Origin of the sequence: Halovivax limisalsi (assembly GCF_023093535.1) — an archaeon.
GTDB lineage: Archaea > Halobacteriota > Halobacteria > Halobacteriales > Natrialbaceae > Halovivax > Halovivax limisalsi.
This window is the reverse complement of the sequence record NZ_CP095757.1, coordinates 3,558,467-3,574,856: the sequence shown is the minus strand read 5'-3', so window position 1 is coordinate 3,574,856 and position 16,390 is coordinate 3,558,467. Positions and strand designations below refer to the sequence as shown.

Sequence of the window (16,390 nt, the reverse complement as noted above, 5' to 3'; positions counted from 1 at the left end):
GCCGCCGTCAGTCGACGTCTTCACTCGAGTGACGTGCCCTCGTCCGGCCCCGCAGTACCCTCATCCAGCGTCTACACTCAGTCGGCGTCCACGCTCAGCCGACGCCGTCGGTCCCGACGCACGCGCGGAGTGCGGCCGGCCGGATGCGGATGTCGAGGTGGTCGTAGGCGCGACGTTCGCCGTCGAGGCTGAACGCCACCGGCTCGTCGGTGCGGGCGTCGATTTCGAGGGCGGTCGCCTCGAGCGTGGTCACGTGCGGCGTCTCCCGATCCAGGAGCCGCTGCTCGACGAGTTCGGCGACCGCGTCGGTGGGCGGGACCTGCTCGACGATCGTCACCTCGAACCGACCGGTTTCGGCGTTCGAGGGGTCGTTCTCGCCGGTGAAGTCCCGAAGGACCCCGACGAGGACGGACAGCGCCTCGCCCCGCCACGCGTACGTTCCGTCGTCGGTGTCGGCGGCGATCGCAACCTGCACCCCGTCGAACTCCCGCGCGGCCCGCAGCCCCTCGATGACGAACGCGAACGTCCCGATTCGAGCTTTCAACTCGCTCCCCGTCGCGACGCTCGCCTCCGCGGGGAGGCCGGCGATCGCCGACAGCACGAACGGTTCGTCGCCGGCCATCCCGAGGTCGAGCCGTCGCGTCTCGCCCCGTTCGGCGGCCGCGAACCCCTCTCGAACGGACCGGATCCCCAGGCCGGACGCGTAGAGGTTCGCGGTGCCGGCCGGGATCACGCAGAACGTCACGTCGTCGAGCGCGTCGGCGGCGACGAGCCCCCTGACCACCTCGTGGATCGTGCCGTCGCCACCGCAGGCGGCGAGGAGGTCGACGCCGTCGGCGGCTGCCGTTTCGGCCAGCTCGCTCGCGTGGCCGGCTCGTTCGGTCTCCACGACCGAAAACCCGTACTCGTCGGCCAGTTCTCTGACGCGATTCGCGTGGGCGCCGTCGCCACTCGTCGGGTTCAACACGAGGCGCCGACGGGCGGCCGCGTCGTTCGGCTCCGTCGACCCGCCGCCCGAGACGTCGCGGGACACGAGGGATCTGACCGCGAGGACGGCCAAGTAACTTTGCCCGGAGGGCGGTGGTATCGGCTCGCGCGGTACGGTCGCCGTCGTCCGGCACGTCGCCGATCGCGTCGCCCGGCCGACGGTCGACGCGTCGTCGGTGGCGTCACGCGTCGACCGCGTACTCGGGAATCCACGGGGGCATCGACCGATCCTTCGCCCACTGGAAGAGGTGGCGCTTCTCGTTCGCGTAGTAGTACCGGTAGGCCTCGACGTAGTCGTCGGCCGTCCACTCGCCGGTCAGCTGGGGTGGATCGGTCCGGTCCGCCTCGGGCCACTCGAGGGACGCGACGGTCTCGTCGTCGAGCGACCGGACCGTCCGCCAGCTGCCGTGGCGCTCGTCCGGGCCGTGGTCCCAGCGGTAGCGCCACTCGTCGTGGGCGGCCTCGACGTACGCCCGGAGGAATCGCCAGTTCGCGCGCGACCGCGCCGCCCACCGCGTCAACGGATTGTCGGGGTGGGTGAAGTACAGGGCGTCGGACCGCGGGTAGCCGTTCAGCTGGACCGCCGTCGTGAGCACCATCGCCCCCTCGAAGACGCTGCTCCCGACGTGGCGGTCGACGAGCCACCGCGCCGTCCGGTCCAGGTCGCGATCGAGCCAGAAGGCGTTGACCATGTCGACGGCCCCGTCTACGACCCGGGGACCGGTAGGCGTTCTACCTGCACCGACAGCCCGCCGGCGGCCGCCGACGCGCGACGCCCGTTCGGCGGATGGCAAGCAGGGGCTTTTCCGGGCGCTGGACCGAACGACGGGGTGACCCGTGTCCGCAGCACCGGACCCCTCCGAGATCTTTCACCGCGCGAACGAAGAAGGGAGCCGGCGGCTCGACCAGTCGCTGCTGGAACTGGTGGCGACGAGCTTCATCGCCGGCTTCACGATCGTCTTCGGGATGGCCGCGCTCGGGATCGTCCACATGGCGGTCGAACCACAGTTCGGCGAGGTGGCCAGGGTCGCCGGCGCGCTCGCGTTCGGCGTCGGCCTCGTGCTGCTGATCGGCGGCCGCGCGGAACTGTTCAACGAGAACTTCTTCGACCCGGTCGCGGCGGCGGTCGAGCGCGAGGGGACGTGGCTGGTCGGGCCGCTCCTTCGATTGTGGACGCTCACGTTCGTCTTCAACCTCGTCGGCGGCGCCCTCTTCGTCTTCGTGCTCTCCGTCGAGGGTGCGCTCCCGCCCGGATCGGGGGAGGCGCTGCGAACGACCGCCGGCCACCTCGCCCACCGCAGGAACGTCAGCATGTTCGCCGACGCCATCGCCGGCGGCACCCTCGTGGCGTTGCTCTCGCACCTGCTCGTGGCCGTCGACAGCGCCGGAAGCCGCCTCGGGGTGGCCTACGTCGTCGGCTTCCTGCTGGCTCTGGGCCCCTTCGATCACGTCATCGTCACCGTCCTCCACGTGCTCTTCGGCATGCGGTTCGGGGCGGAGGTCAGCCTCGCCACGCTGGCCACGGTCACGGTCGTCTCGACGGCCGGCAACCTCGTCGGCGGACTCGGACTCGTCACGTTCAGTCACGTGGCCCAGGCCACCGGCGCTCGGGATTCCGAGGAGTGATGCCGGGGCCCCTCCGATGGACCGACGCGCCGAGGGGCCGATGCGGCGGTTCGTCTCACCGATGGCCCGACGAGTGAGCCGTATCGCGTCCTGGAAACGTCCACCCGGGCTTTTGGTCACTGACGTGGTTCGGCGCGTATGCCCCAGGACTCCGGGTGGCCCGATCCTCGACTCGTCTGGATCGCACTCGGCGTCGTCCTCGCGGCGCTGGTCGGTCTCGCCCTCTACCGGTACGTCGGGTCCGTCCTCTTCGCGATCTTTCTCTACTACGCGACGCGACCGGTCTACGAGCGGATCGAGCGCCACCTCGGCCACCCGAACGTCACCGCGACGGTGACGATCCTGCTCGTCGTCCTCCCCATGTTCGCGATCGTCTGCTACGCCGGGTTCGTGGCGCTTCGGGAACTCGACCAGTTCCTCGCCGCGACCGATCTCGAGCCGTTGCGATCGGCGCTCGATCCGTACCTCGCGCCGGTTCGCCGGGGCGACTTCGGCGAACTCCGGGATGCGCTCACGGAGGACACCGACGGCTCGATCGGTGCCGTCTTGCGGCAAGGACTTCCGACGGCGCTCGAACGCCTCTCGTCGGCCGCCGGCTTCGTCCTCGGACTCCTCGCGAAGTTCTTCCTCATGATCACGGTTCTGTTCTACTTGCTCCGGGACGACGAGAAACTTCGTCACTGGTTCGAACGCAGCGTCGGCCGCGACGCGTCGATCTTCGCCTTCCTCGACGCGGTCGACGACGATCTGGAGGTGATATTCGTCGGCAACCTCGCCGTCGTCGGCGTCGCGGCGGTGTTCGCCGCCGTTTCCTACTACGGGTTGAACCTGATCGCGACGGGCAGCGTCGTCGACACGCCCGTCCTGCTGGCGCTGCTCATCGGCATCGGCACGCTGATTCCCGCCGTCGGCATGAAGATCGTCTACGTTCCCTACGGCCTGGTGATGCTCGGATTCGCGGTCGCGACGCCCCGGCCGCTGTGGCACCCGATCGCGTTCTTCGCCGTCTCGGCGACCGTCGTCGACACCATCCCCGACTTCTTCGCCCGATCGTTCCTCTCGGCCCGCAGCGGTATTCACATGGGGCTGGTCCTGCTCGGCTACTTCTTCGGGACGCTCGCGTTCGGCTGGTACGGGCTGTTCTTCGGCCCGATCGTCGTGGTCCTGCTTGTTCACTTCGCCCACGACGTCTTCCCCGACCTCGCCAGCACCATCCTCCGCGACTGAGGGGTGCGGGGCCGGTTCCGGAACGGTCGCGACGGGCGCTCCGCGGACTGCCGAACGAAGCCGCACGGGCTCCCGCGACCTCGAGAGCTGGGGAGGTCGATCGGCTCGCGGGCCGTCGCCCGAGTGCCGCTCGCTCACTCGGCATCGGTGTCGACGGGGTTCGACGCGGTCGCGTCGGCGCGCCGGTACGCCGTCCGATACCGCGATAATTTCCGAACGAGGAGGAGACCGAAGAAGCCCACGTACCCGAGGACGAAGGCGACGAACGCGGCGAACTCCGAGAGCCCGGTCGCCGACCGGATCAGCGACGTTCCCAGGGTCACAGTCGCGTTGTAGGTCGCGTGGATCAGCGCCGCGACGAGGATTCCCTTGACGACGATCGGGCCCCGCTTTCCGGGGTTGAACTTCGCCAGCCCGAGGTAGTACCCCGCGAACGCGGAGTAGACGACGTGACCCGGACCCGCCAGCGCCCGCGTCGCCGTGATGTCGCCGCCGACGCCGATCAGCTCCAGACCGAGCGGGACGCCGCCGACCTCGGCGACCGCGCGACCGATGTAGAGGGCGTTCTCGATCGTCGCGAACCCGAGCCCGGCGACCGCCCCGTAGACCGCCCCGTCGACGACCGCGCCGAACCGATCGTCGGTGTAGGCGTACAGTCGCACCGCGAGCAGTTTGATCGTCTCCTCGACCGGTCCGACGACGAGGTAGAAGAACAGGACGACGCCGACGACGCCGAGCCCGCCGAACAGCGGCTGGAGCAGGCCGTTAAGGACCGCCGCGAAGCCGGCCAGCACGACGGCGAGCAGGAACGTGATCGAAAGCAGCGAGGCCGGTTCGCTGGTCGTGACGTCGCTGTACCAGACGTAGATCGCGAGCGCGAACGCCGGCAGCGCGGAGACGACCGTGAGCGCGCCGATGGCCGGGTCCGTGAGGGCGCCGACGCCGCCGACGGCGAACAGCGTGGCCAGCGCGAGGCCCACGACGAGCCCCTGGCCCAACCGCACGGCCAGCCAGTAGATCCAGACCGACAGCGTATCGAGCCGCGACCGTCGCTCCCACGTCGTGATCCCGTAGAGATCCATCTCCGTGTCACCATCCTGAACGGGATCCGTCTCGTCGGCGCTCATGGGTACGTATTCGGGAAAATGGAACTTAAGTGGGGACCACGGTATGCATCACCTTACAGAAACGCTGCTGGCGCGGCTACATGCCGGGGTATGGATACTATTCCCAGTCCAATTCGTACTCGACGGCCCAGTTGATCGACGGATGATCGATCGTTCCGTCGAATCGGAGTTCCATCTTCTGTGTCGTCGCGTCCGCGGCGTCAATCCAGAAAAACCGTTCGTCAGGCGGGTATCTGACGAGGAACGCGTCGATGGCGTCCTGATACGTCGCCTCGTGGTACGCCCCCTCCTTCGTGGTCTGGGAGTGAGTATTAAAACGGATCGTCTCCGATTTGTTCTCCCAGGCGGTCTTACATTGTACTCGGAGCAGTTCGTCGCCATCGTCTAACACCAGATCGTACTTGTCGTTATCACCGAACGGGATCGAGACACTGTATCCCGCCGAAATCGCCGCGGAGATGACCTTTGCCTCTGTCTCGTCACCGACGTCCTTCGAATTCGCCATGTCGGCGCTGGCATCGCTCTCGGATATGAACCTGCGGAATAGGTAGGCGCCCCTCGACTGATATTGTGAACACTGTCCTTCAGAGCCTGGTTCGTTTGCTCCCCACGCAGTCGCTCGTCGCTATGCTCCTCTCTCGTTTTTGGCGGCAGCAGAAAGCGCCCGAGGCGGGATTTGAACCACGGTCGATCGCTTCCTTGCTCACTTCGTTCGCAAGACTGCGCTCTCTCTGATTCAAATCCTTTTGTAGGGTCTGTTTCACTCACGGATATCGAGCACAGGCTATGCGGTGCTCGTCGAGATAGTTCGCGGAAGAAGACGCCCGAGGCGGGATTTGAACCGAAGTCAGACGTGCTCGCTCACTTCGTTCGCTGCGCGCGACTGACAGGGCTCAAATCCCGTTTCCGCCGCTCTTCGATTTCGGATGTTCGCGACACGGCTATGCCGGTCGCTCACGGAGTAGCAATCGAAGAAGCGCCCGAGGCGGGATTTGAACCCGCGTCACAACCGTGACAGGGTTGTATGATGGGCCACTACACCACCCGGGCCTGCACTCCTACGTATCCGGGAGATATGTATAAGGCTTTCCAATCGATGGCGGTGTGGCAGGTGTACTCGCGCAACGCGGTCGGGCGGTTTCTGCGTCCGATGCGGCGGCTGGGATCCTCGACCCGCCGGCGGTAACGGACTGGTCCATCACCGACCGATCGGCATTCGACGTGGGATCGATCCGTCGAGCACGGCCAACCAGAAGATGAAGAGTCCGAACCCGATGCTCAGGACCCCGAACACGTCCCCGTGCAATCCCGGTCCGTCGACGATATTTCCGAGTCCCATGATGACGAACATCCAGGTGGCGGCCAGTCCGGCGAGGAATATCATGATATCGAGAATCGCCGCCTGAACGGCGCTCTGTACGACCTGTTGAAATTCGCCGGGCGACAACTGCAGGCGGATATCTCCACTCGGATCGTCTTTGGCGTCCATTGCTGTCTGACGGTCATTGCCACTGCTATATATTCGACCTGTTCTCCCGTGAACGGGGATATAGCAGATATGAGTGATCGTACGGTTGCGAGCTGGCTCGCGATTTCGTCCGGTCGAGGGTCGTTGATGCGGTGAGAATGCGTGTGACTGCTGATCACTTCACCTATAAGCCACGGTGGATGACAATTGCCAGGCCGTTCCGTCCGTTGGGTGACAGGCTCCCAAAGGGATTTATAGGTTTATGCGGTAGTCGACGGTGTGAGCAAGCGTTCCCCGCCGCTGTGCGCGGAGCGGAGAGCGGTGCTGCCCGCGGCCGGTTAGTAATTCTTAAATGCCCGGGGCCGGTAGCTGGCTGTAGTATCTCGTGACAGCCACTTCTCTCCCGATAGCTGACAGCCAGCCCCTGACCCACACATGGTAGACGTAAGCCAACACGAACTCGTCCCGGAGCACTCGGTCCTCGACGAATCGGCCGTCGAGGACGTGCTGGACGAATACGACATCGACCGCACCGACTTACCGAAGATCAAACGATCCGATCCCGCGCTGCCCGACGCGGCCGACGTCGGCGACGTGATCGAGATCGTCCGCGACTCGCGCACGACCGACCAGGCCGTCGTGTACCGACTGGTGGTAGACTAATGAGTGTAGACCGAAGCGACCGACGGACGATCTCCCGGGAGTACTTCTCGGCGGATCGACTGGCAGAGCACCACTTCCGCTCGTTCAACTCCTTCCTCAACCGGGGGATGCAGCGGGTCGTCGACGAGAAGGAGACGATCGACACGGACATCGGCGACAAGGAGGGCGAGGAGCCCGTCTTCGTCGAGCTGGGCGACGTGCGCGTCGTGACCCCGCGCGTGCGGGAGGCCGACGGCAGCGAGGAGCTGCTCTATCCCCAGGAGGCGCGCCTGCGCAACATCACCTACTCCGCGCCCGTCTTCATGGAGATGGCGATCGTCAAGGGCGAGGAGGGCGACGAGCGCGTCGTCGACCAGACCGAGACGAAGATCGGCCGCATGCCGATCATGGTCGGCTCCGAGAAGTGCAACATCGCGGGCTTCTCCGACGAGGAGCTCGTCGAGATCGGCGAGGACCCCGCCGACCCCGGCGGCTACTTCATCGTGAACGGCTCCGAGCGCGTGCTGATGACCAGCGAGGACCTCGCGCCGAACAAGATCCTCGCCGAGTACGACACCAAGTACGGCGACGAGATCCAGGTCGCGAAGACCTTCTCCCAGCGCCGCGGCTACCGCGCGCTCGTGCTCTGCGAGCGTACCCGAAACGGTCTGCTCGAGGTATCCTTCCCCTCGGTATCCGGATCGATCAACTTCGTCACGCTCGTCCGGGCGCTCGGGCTCGAGTCCGACGAGGAGATCGTCCACAAGGTCTCGAACGACCCCGAGATCGTCAAGTACATGCTGGAGAACCTGGAGGAGGCCGAGGTCCAGACCGAGGAGGAGGCCATCGAGGAGCTGGGCAAGCGCGTCGCCTCCGGGCAGGGCAAGAACTACCAGCTCAAGCGCGCGAACTACGTCATCGACCGCTACCTCCTGCCGCACCTCCACGAGGAGGGCGTCGAGGAGGAGGACGTCCGCATCAACAAGGCTCACTACCTCTGTCGGATGGCCGAGGCGTGTTTCGAACTCGCGCTCGGCCGGCGAGAGGCCGACGACAAGGACCACTACGCGAACAAGCGCCTGAAGGTCTCGGGCGACCTGATGAAGGACCTGTTCCGGACGGCGCTGAACAAGCTGGCCCGGGACGTGAAGTACCAGCTCGAGCGCGCCAACATGCGAAACCGGCAGCTCTCGGTCAACACGGTCGTCCGCTCGGACGTCCTGACCGAGCGTCTGGAGCACCCGATCGCGACGGGCAACTGGGTCGGCGGCCGCTCCGGCGTGAGTCAGCTGGTCGACCGAACGGACTACATGGGCGTGCTGAGCCACCTGCGCCGGCTCCGTTCGCCGCTGTCGCGCTCGCAACCGCACTTCGAGGCGCGGGACTTACACGCGACCCAGTGGGGTCGCATCTGTCCCTCCGAGACGCCGGAGGGACCGAACTGCGGCCTGGTGAAGAACTTCGCGCAGGCGATGGAGCTCTCCCAGAACGTCGCTGACGAACAGGCACTCAAACGAGAACTGGCGTCGATGGGGGTCGAGGGCATCCCCGGGCTCGAGCACGCCAACCGAACACCGGCGGACGACTAACATGGCGAGTCAACAACAGCGAGAGGCGAAGGTGTACGTCAACGGGTCGCTGGTGGGCACCCACCCGGACCCGCACGAACTGGCCGAACAGATCCGCGAGGCGCGTCGCGTCGGCGACGTCAGCGAGATGGTCAACGTCTCGGTGAAAGAGCGCACGCGCGAAGTGATCGTCAACGCCGACGCCGGGCGGGCCCGCCGGCCGCTGATCGTCGTCGAGGACGGCGAGCCGCGCATCACCGAGTCCGAGATCGAGGCGCTCGAGGACGGCGACCTGGAGTTCGAGGACCTGGTCGCCCACGGCTACATCGAGTTCATCGACGCCGAGGAGGAAGAGGACATCTACGTCGCCGTCGACGAGGACGACCTGAACGAGCGACACACGCACCTCGAGATCGACCCGCAGCTGATCTTCGGGATCGGCGCGGGGATGATCCCATACCCCGAGCACAACGCGAGCCCGCGCATCACGATGGGGGCGGGGATGGTCAAGCAGTCGCTGGGGCTGCCGAGCGCGAACTACCGGATCCGACCGGACACTCGCCAGCACCTGCTGCACTACCCGCAGCTCTCGATGGTCAAGACCCAGACCACCGAGCAGATCGGCTTCGACCGCCGGCCCGCCGCCCAGAACTTCGTCGTGGCCGTGATGAGCTACGAGGGCTTTAACATCGAGGACGCGCTGGTCATGAACAAGGCGTCCGTCGAGCGCGGCCTCGCCCGCTCGCACTTCTTCCGGACCTACGAGGGCGAGGAGCGGCGCTACCCCGGCGGCCAGGAGGACCGCTTCGAGATACCCTCCCAGGACGTCCGCGGGGCCCGCGGCGAGGAGGCCTACGCGCACCTGGACGAGGACGGCCTGGTCAATCCCGAGACGGTCGTCGACGAGAACTCCGTCCTGCTGGGCAAGACCAGTCCGCCGCGATTCCTCGAGGAACCGGACGACATGGGCGGACTCTCTCCCCAGAAGCGCCGCGAGACGTCGGTGACGATGCGCTCCGGCGAGAGCGGGGTCGTGGACACGGTCACGCTGATGGAGGGCGAGGACGGCTCGAAGCTCTCGAAGGTCTCCGTGCGCGACGAGCGCATCCCCGAACTCGGCGACAAGTTCGCCAGCCGGCACGGCCAGAAGGGCGTCGTCGGCCACCTCGCGCCTCAGGAGGACATGCCCTTCACCGAGGAGGGCGTCGTCCCCGACCTCGTGCTGAACCCCCACGCGTTGCCCTCGCGGATGACCGTCGGGCACATCCTCGAGATGATCGGCGGCAAGCTCGGCTCGATGGAGGGCCGGCGCGTCGACGGGACGCCGTTCCTCGGCGAGGACGAGGACGAACTCCGCGACGGGCTCGAGGAGGCCGGCTTCGACTCGGCCGGCAAGGAGGTCATGTACTCGGGCGTCACCGGCGAGAAGATCGAGGCCGAAATCTTCGTCGGCGTGATCTTCTACCAGAAGCTCTACCACATGGTCTCGAACAAGCTGCACGCCCGCTCGCGCGGTCCCGTGCAGGTGCTGACGAGACAGCCGACCGAGGGACGCGCCCGCGAGGGCGGGCTCCGCATCGGGGAGATGGAGCGGGACGTCTTCATCGGGCACGGGGCGGCGCTGACGCTCAAGGAGCGCCTGCTCGACGAGTCCGACCGCGAGTACATCCACGTCTGCGGTAACTGCGGGATGAGCGCGGTCGAGAACGTCGACCAGCGCCGCGTCTACTGTCCGAACTGCGGCGAGGAGACGGACATCCACGAAATCGAGATGAGCTACGCCTTCAAGCTCCTCTTAGACGAGATGAAGGCCCTGGGAATCGCGCCGCGACTGGAACTGGAGGACGCCGTCTAAGATGAGACAGAGCACACCGAAAGACATCGGATCGATCGACTTCGGGCTCATGGAGCCCGAGGAGTACCGTGACATGAGCGCGACGAAGATCATCACCGCCGACACCTACGACGACGACGGGTTCCCCATCGACATGGGGCTAATGGACCCGCGTCTCGGCGTGATCGATCCCGGACTGGAGTGCAAAACCTGCGGCAAGCACTCGGGGTCCTGTAACGGCCACTTCGGCCACATCGAACTGGCCGCGCCGGTGATCCACGTCGGCTTCACGAAGCTCATCCGCCGGCTGCTTCGGGGTACCTGCCGGGAGTGTTCGCGCCTGCTTCTCACGGAGGACGAGCGCGACGAGTTTCGCGACCAGATCGACCAGACGCGAAAGCTGGGTCGCGATCTGAACGACGTGACGAAGGCGGCGATCCGGCAGGCGCGAAAGAAGGATCGCTGTCCGTTCTGCGGCGAGGTGCAGTACGACATCGACCACGAGAAGCCGACGACCTACTACGAGGTCCAGGAGGTGCTGGCCAGCGAGTACTCCCAGCGCATCGCCGGCGCGATGCAGGGCGACGAGGAGGCGGGCGTCGAGCGCACGACGCCGGACGAACTCGCCGAGAAGACCGAGATCGACCTCACGCGAATCAACGAGATCCTCTCGGGCTCGTTCCGTCCGCGCGAGGAACAGCGCGAGGCGATCGAGAAGGCGCTCGGCATCGACCTCACCGAGGAGGACACGAACAAGCTGATGCCGAGCGACATCCGCGACTGGTTCGAGAATATCCCGGACGAGGACATCGAGGTGCTAGGCATCGACTCGGAGCGTTCGCGCCCCGAGTGGATGATCCTCACCGTCCTGCCGGTGCCGCCGGTGACCGCGCGGCCGTCGATCACGCTCGACAACGGCCAGCGCTCCGAGGACGACCTCACGCACAAGCTGGTCGACATCATCCGCATCAACCAGCGCTTCATGGAGAACCGCGAGGCGGGCGCGCCCCAGCTGATCATCGAGGACCTCTGGGAGCTCCTGCAGTACCACGTCACCACCTTCATGGACAACGAGATTTCGGGCACGCCGCCGGCGCGACACCGCTCCGGCCGCCCGCTCAAGACCCTCAGCCAGCGTCTGAAGGGCAAGGAGGGCCGCTTCCGGGGGAGCCTGTCCGGGAAGCGCGTGAACTTCTCCGCGCGAACCGTCATCTCGCCGGATCCGACCCTCTCGCTCAACGAGGTCGGCGTCCCCGACCGCGTCGCGACCGAGATGACCCAGACGATGCTCGTCACCGAGCGCAACGTCGAGGAAGCGCGCCGGTACGTCGCAAACGGACCGAACGAGCATCCCGGCGCGAACTACGTCCGCCGCCCGGACGGCCGGCGACTGAAGGTCACCGAGAAGAACGCCGAAGCGCTGGCCGGCATGACCGACCAGGCCGAGGACGAGGGCGTGCAGACGGTGGGCCCCGGCTGGGAGGTCAACCGCCACCTGGTCGACGGCGACATCGTCATCTTCAATCGCCAGCCGTCGCTGCACCGGATGTCGATCATGGCCCACGAGGTCGTGGTCATGCCGTACAAGACGTTCCGGCTGAACACCGTCGTCTGTCCGCCGTACAACGCGGACTTCGACGGCGACGAGATGAACATGCACGCCTTACAGAACGAGGAGGCACGCGCCGAGGCTCGCGTCCTCATGCGCGTCCAGGAGCAGATCCTGAGTCCGCGCTTCGGGGGCAACATCATCGGCGCCATCCAGGACCACATCTCGGGCACCTACCTGCTCACGCACGAGAACCCACACTTCAACGAGACGCAGGCGCTCGACCTCCTGCGGGCGACCCGGGTCGACGAACTGCCCGAACCGGACGGCGTCGACGAGGACGGCGTCGAGTACTGGACCGGTCGCACCGTCTTCTCGGAGCTGCTACCCGACGACCTGAACCTCGAGTTCACCGGCACGGTCGACGACGTCGTCATCGAGAACGGCCAGCTCGTCTCCGGGACCATCGCCGAGGACGAGGTCGGCGGCTTCGGCGGCGAGATCGTCGACACGATCACGAAGGTATACGGCAATACTCGCGCGCGGATCTTCATCAACGAGCTGTCGACGCTCGCGATGCGGACGATCATGCACTTCGGGTTCTCGATCGGCATCGACGACGAGACGATCGAGCCCGCCGCCCGCGAGCAGATCACCGAGACGATCGACGACGCCTACGATCGCGTCCAGGAGCTGATCGAGGCCTACGAGCGCGGCGAACTCGAGAGCCTGCCGGGTCGGACCCTCGACGAGACGCTCGAGATGAAGATCATGCAGACGCTCTCGCGCGCCCGCGACAACGCCGGGACGATCGCCGAGGAGCACTTCACCGGCGACAACCCGGCGGTCATCATGGCCGAGTCCGGGGCCCGCGGTGGGATGCTCAACCTCACGCAGATGGCCGGCGCGGTCGGCCAGCAGGTCGTCCGCGGCGAGCGGATCAACCGCGGCTACGAGGATCGCACCCTGAGTCACTACGAGCCGAACGACCTCTCGGCGGACGCCCACGGCTTCGTCGAGAACTCCTACACGGCCGGGCTCACCCCGCGGGAGTTCTTCTTCCACGCGATGGGCGGCCGCGAGGGCCTGGTCGACACGGCGGTCCGGACCTCGAAGTCCGGCTACCTGCAGCGCCGGCTCATCAACGCGCTCTCGGAACTCGAAGCGCAGTACGACGGCACCGTCCGGGACACCTCGGACACCATCGTTCAGTTCGAGTTCGGCGAGGACGGCACCTCGCCGGTGAAGGTCTCCTCCGGCGACGACCACGACATCGACGTCGAGGGGATCACCCAGCGCGTCCTCGAGAGCGAGTTCGCGGACGAGGAGGAGAAGGAGCGCTTCCTCGGCACCGAGGCGCGCCCGACGAACCTCTCCGAGTACGCCGACGATCGGCTCGCGGAGGACGCGGGGGTGAGCTCCGATGACTGAGGCAGCCGAACTCGGCCTCGACGACGATATCGAGGCCGTTGTGGAGGACACCGATCTGCCCCGCCGGCTGAAGGATCGCGTCTACGAGACGCTGGCCGAGCGCGACGACGTCACCGTCGAACAGGCCGACGAGGTCGCGAGAGCGGTCGAGAACCGCTACCTCGACACCCGCGTCGATCCGCTGGATCCCGTCGGGACCGTCTCGGCCCAGTCGATCGGCGAACCGGGGACTCAGCTGACGATGAACACGTTCCACTACGCGGGCGTCGCGGAGATCGACGTCACGCAGGGACTGCCGCGGCTCATCGAGCTGGTCGACGCGCGGAAGACGCCGGACACGCCGATGATGACGGTCCACCTGGAGGAGGAGTACGCCACCGAGCGCGAGAAGGCCCACGAGGTCGTCTGGAAGATCGAGGCGACGAAGATCCTCGCGCTGGGCGACGTCTCGACGAACGTCGCCGACATGCGCGTCGTCATCTCGCTCAACGCCGACACGCTCGAAGAGCGGATGATCACGGCCGAGGAGGTCGCGGAGATCATCCAGGACCACCTCGGCGTGAAGACGGTCCAGAACGGGACGACGATCGAGTTCGGCCCGGAAGAGCCGTCCTACCGCGACCTGCTCCAGCTGGTCGAGGAGCTGCGCGACATCACGTTCAAGGGCATCGAGGAGGTCTCCCGGGTCGTCATCCGGCGCGAGGAGATGGCGGACGCGCCGTCGGGCGCCGACGAGGAGTTCGTCCTCTACACCGAGGGCTCCGCGTTCGGCGACGTCCTCGAGATCGAGGGCGTCGACGCCTCGCGGACGACGTGTAACAACATCCACGAGATCTACCGCAACCTGGGCGTCGAGGCCGCCCGCGAGATCATCATCGAGGAGACGAACAACACGCTGGCCGAGCAGGGGCTGGACGACGTCAACGTCCGCCACCTCATGCTGGTCGCGGACATCATGACCAACGAGGGGACGATCGAGTCCATCGGTCGCCACGGCATCTCCGGGTCGAAGGACTCCGTGCTCGCTCGCGCGGCGTTCGAGGTGACGGTCAATCACCTGCTCAACGCGGCGATCCACGGCGAGGTCGACAAACTCCAGGGCGTCACCGAGAACGTCATCGTCGGCAAACCGATCAAGCTCGGCACCGGCGACGTCGACCTTCGCATGGGCTCGACGAGTTCGAACCGGACGGCCGACTGACGATGGGGCTCACCCTCGACGACGAGGCCCGGCGCTACCTCTCGCTGTTCGAGGACGTCACCGGCGTCGCCGGTCGCGACTGTCTCGTCGCCGACGATCGGCTGGTGATCGTCGTCGCCCGCGGCGGGATTGCGGAGGCGATCGGCCCCGGCGGCGAGACGGTCGGGCGGTTCGAAGATCGGGTCGGCCGCCCGGTCAGACTCGTCGAGTACGCCGACGACCCCGAAGCCTTCGTCGCCAACGCGCTCGAACCGGCGGCGGTCTACGACGTCACGATCAGCGAGGGAGACGACACCGTCGCCTCCGTCGAGGTGGCCGAGGGGGATCGCGGCGTCGCGATCGGGAGCGAGGGGCAGACGATCGAGGCGGCCCGGCAACTGGCCGCCCGTCACTTCGGGATCGACGACGTCCAGTTGACGTAGCGCCGTCTCGGGCGGACTGTGCAGGTCGCGGCCGATCTGATTTCTCCGACCGATGGGAGTGACGCATGGAGCGAGTCCGACGGGAGACGAAACGGTCTCAGATCCCGTCATCGACCCGCATCGAGGGCGCTCGGGCCGTCGTCGTGGTCTCGAAACGGGGTGCTTAAGTGGGCGCGTCGGATAGCCACCCCCATGGCAAACGGCAAATACGCCGCGCGGAAGCTGAAGAAGGACCGCCAGTCACAGCGGTGGTCCGACTCGGACTACGCGCGACGCGCTCGCGGCCTCCGCGAGAAGTCGGACCCGCTCGAGGGCGCGCCGCAGGCCCGCGGCATCGTCCTCGAAAAGATCGGCATCGAAGCGAAACAGCCCAACTCGGCCATCCGGAAGTGCGTCCGGGTTCAGCTCATCAAGAACGGGAAGCAGGTCTCCGCGTTCTGTCCCGGCGACGGCGCCATCTCGTTCATCGACGAGCACGACGAGGTCACCATCGCCGGCATCGGCGGGGCCAAGGGTCGTGCGATGGGCGACATCTCCGGCGTCAACTACAAGGTCGAGAAGGTAAACGGCGTCTCGCTCAAGGAACTCGTCCGCGGGAACGCGGAGAAACCGGTGCGATAACATGAGCGTCGACGACCAACCCGAACCCGACGCGCCGGCGGGCGGCGAGGACTCCGATCTCTCGGCGAAGCTCTTCGGTCGCTGGGAGACGGTCGAGATCGAGTACAACGACCCCTCGACGAAGCGCTACATCACGGTGACGCCGGTCGCCCACACCGCGGGACGGCACGCCTCGAAGCAGTTCCAGAAGTCGGAGATCTCCATCGTCGAGCGCTTCATCAATCGCCTGATGCAGACCGAGGATAACACGGGCAAGAAACAGCAGACGCTCAATCTCGTCCGCGACGCGTTCGAACTCGTCCACGAGCGGACCGACGAGAATCCGATACAGGTTCTCGTCACCGCCGTCGAGAACGCCGCGCCGCGCGAGGAGACCGTCCGCCTGAAGTACGGCGGCATCTCCGTCCCGAAGGCCGTCGACGTCGCGCCCCAGCGCCGCGTCGACCAGGCGCTGAAGTTCCTCGCCGAGGGCGTCCAGAACGCTTCGTTCAAGTCGCCGACGTCCGCCGAGGAGGCCATCGCGAACCAGCTCGTCGGCGCCGCCCAGGGCGACGTCGGCACCTACGCCGTCAGCCAGAAAGAGGAGAAAGAGCGCGTCGCCGCGGCCGCGAGATAACGCAGGCGCCGCGAGTTTTCCGTCGTCTTCCTTCAGCCGCGACGCAGAGAGCGATCGCCGACGGCGCGGTC

The 16,390-nt window shown here is 66.5% G+C and carries 15 protein-coding genes and 1 tRNA gene; 10 read left to right on the top strand and 6 right to left on the bottom strand.

Going from position 1 to position 16,390, the window contains the following annotated elements; genetic code table 11:
- Positions 1-94 precede the first annotated feature (94 nt).
- Both MXA07_RS16600 and MXA07_RS16595 read right to left on the bottom strand, forming a co-directional pair.
- Entirely contained in the window at positions 95-1,033 is a 939-nt protein-coding gene (locus MXA07_RS16600; protein WP_247729710.1) for a diacylglycerol/lipid kinase family protein, read from the bottom strand.
- Between the two features lie 136 nt (positions 1,034-1,169).
- Positions 1,170-1,679 carry a hypothetical protein gene (locus MXA07_RS16595; RefSeq protein WP_247729709.1) on the bottom strand — a complete coding sequence of 170 codons (510 nt, stop codon included), beginning with the start codon at positions 1,677-1,679 and terminating at the stop codon, positions 1,170-1,172.
- A gap of 145 nt (positions 1,680-1,824) precedes the next feature.
- Between MXA07_RS16595 and MXA07_RS16590 the strand changes: the two genes are divergently transcribed.
- Together MXA07_RS16590 and MXA07_RS16585 are read left to right on the top strand one after the other, a co-directional pair.
- A complete protein-coding gene (locus MXA07_RS16590; protein WP_247729708.1) occupies positions 1,825-2,613 on the top strand; it encodes a formate/nitrite transporter family protein in 789 nt (262 codons plus the stop codon).
- A gap of 138 nt (positions 2,614-2,751) precedes the next feature.
- On the top strand, positions 2,752-3,840 hold the full coding sequence (locus MXA07_RS16585) for an AI-2E family transporter (RefSeq protein WP_247729707.1): 1,089 nt from the start codon (positions 2,752-2,754) through the stop codon (positions 3,838-3,840).
- A gap of 134 nt (positions 3,841-3,974) precedes the next feature.
- Here MXA07_RS16585 and MXA07_RS16580 read toward each other — a convergent pair whose 3' ends face one another.
- The 4 genes from MXA07_RS16580 to MXA07_RS16565 form a co-directional block, all read right to left on the bottom strand.
- The gene (locus MXA07_RS16580; protein ID WP_247729706.1) at positions 3,975-4,967 is read right to left on the bottom strand and encodes a PrsW family intramembrane metalloprotease; all 993 of its coding nucleotides are present in this window, start codon (positions 4,965-4,967) and stop codon (positions 3,975-3,977) included.
- A 97-nt stretch (positions 4,968-5,064) separates the two neighbouring features.
- Positions 5,065-5,472: a group I intron-associated PD-(D/E)XK endonuclease gene (locus MXA07_RS16575; protein WP_247729705.1), complete on the bottom strand. Its 408-nt coding sequence runs from the start codon at positions 5,470-5,472 to the stop codon at positions 5,065-5,067.
- Between the two features lie 472 nt (positions 5,473-5,944).
- A tRNA-Asp gene (locus tag MXA07_RS16570) sits at positions 5,945-6,017 on the bottom strand.
- A 148-nt stretch (positions 6,018-6,165) separates the two neighbouring features.
- Complete coding sequence (locus tag MXA07_RS16565; protein WP_247729704.1) at positions 6,166-6,456, bottom strand: hypothetical protein; 291 nt, start codon at positions 6,454-6,456, stop codon at positions 6,166-6,168.
- A 414-nt stretch (positions 6,457-6,870) separates the two neighbouring features.
- Here MXA07_RS16565 and MXA07_RS16560 point away from each other — a divergent pair, with 414 nt between their 5' ends.
- The 8 genes from MXA07_RS16560 to MXA07_RS16525 all read left to right on the top strand — a co-directional run bounded on the left by MXA07_RS16560 (position 6,871) and on the right by MXA07_RS16525 (position 16,319).
- Positions 6,871-7,098: a DNA-directed RNA polymerase subunit H gene (locus MXA07_RS16560; protein ID WP_247729703.1), complete on the top strand. Its 228-nt coding sequence runs from the start codon at positions 6,871-6,873 to the stop codon at positions 7,096-7,098.
- Positions 7,098-8,666 (top strand): DNA-directed RNA polymerase subunit B'', encoded by a 1,569-nt coding sequence (locus tag MXA07_RS16555; RefSeq protein WP_247729702.1) that lies wholly within the window; start codon positions 7,098-7,100, stop codon positions 8,664-8,666. Before MXA07_RS16560 ends, MXA07_RS16555 begins: the two co-directional genes overlap by 1 nt.
- Position 8,667: 1 nt before the next feature.
- Positions 8,668-10,500: a DNA-directed RNA polymerase subunit B gene (rpoB, locus tag MXA07_RS16550; protein ID WP_247729701.1), complete on the top strand. Its 1,833-nt coding sequence runs from the start codon at positions 8,668-8,670 to the stop codon at positions 10,498-10,500.
- 1 nt (position 10,501) lies between these two features.
- Positions 10,502-13,459 (top strand): DNA-directed RNA polymerase subunit A', encoded by a 2,958-nt coding sequence (locus MXA07_RS16545; protein ID WP_247729700.1) that lies wholly within the window; start codon positions 10,502-10,504, stop codon positions 13,457-13,459.
- Positions 13,452-14,660, top strand: coding sequence for a DNA-directed RNA polymerase subunit A'' (gene rpoA2, locus MXA07_RS16540; protein WP_247729699.1), 1,209 nt, complete (start codon positions 13,452-13,454; stop codon positions 14,658-14,660). Before MXA07_RS16545 ends, rpoA2 begins: the two co-directional genes overlap by 8 nt.
- A 2-nt stretch (positions 14,661-14,662) precedes the next feature.
- Positions 14,663-15,082 carry a NusA-like transcription termination signal-binding factor gene (locus MXA07_RS16535; protein WP_247729698.1) on the top strand — a complete coding sequence of 140 codons (420 nt, stop codon included), beginning with the start codon at positions 14,663-14,665 and terminating at the stop codon, positions 15,080-15,082.
- Between the two features lie 192 nt (positions 15,083-15,274).
- Positions 15,275-15,703, top strand: coding sequence for a 30S ribosomal protein S12 (locus MXA07_RS16530; protein ID WP_247729697.1), 429 nt, complete (start codon positions 15,275-15,277; stop codon positions 15,701-15,703).
- Position 15,704: 1 nt separating this feature from the next.
- Positions 15,705-16,319, top strand: coding sequence for a 30S ribosomal protein S7 (locus MXA07_RS16525; protein ID WP_247729696.1), 615 nt, complete (start codon positions 15,705-15,707; stop codon positions 16,317-16,319).
- Positions 16,320-16,390 lie beyond the last annotated feature (71 nt).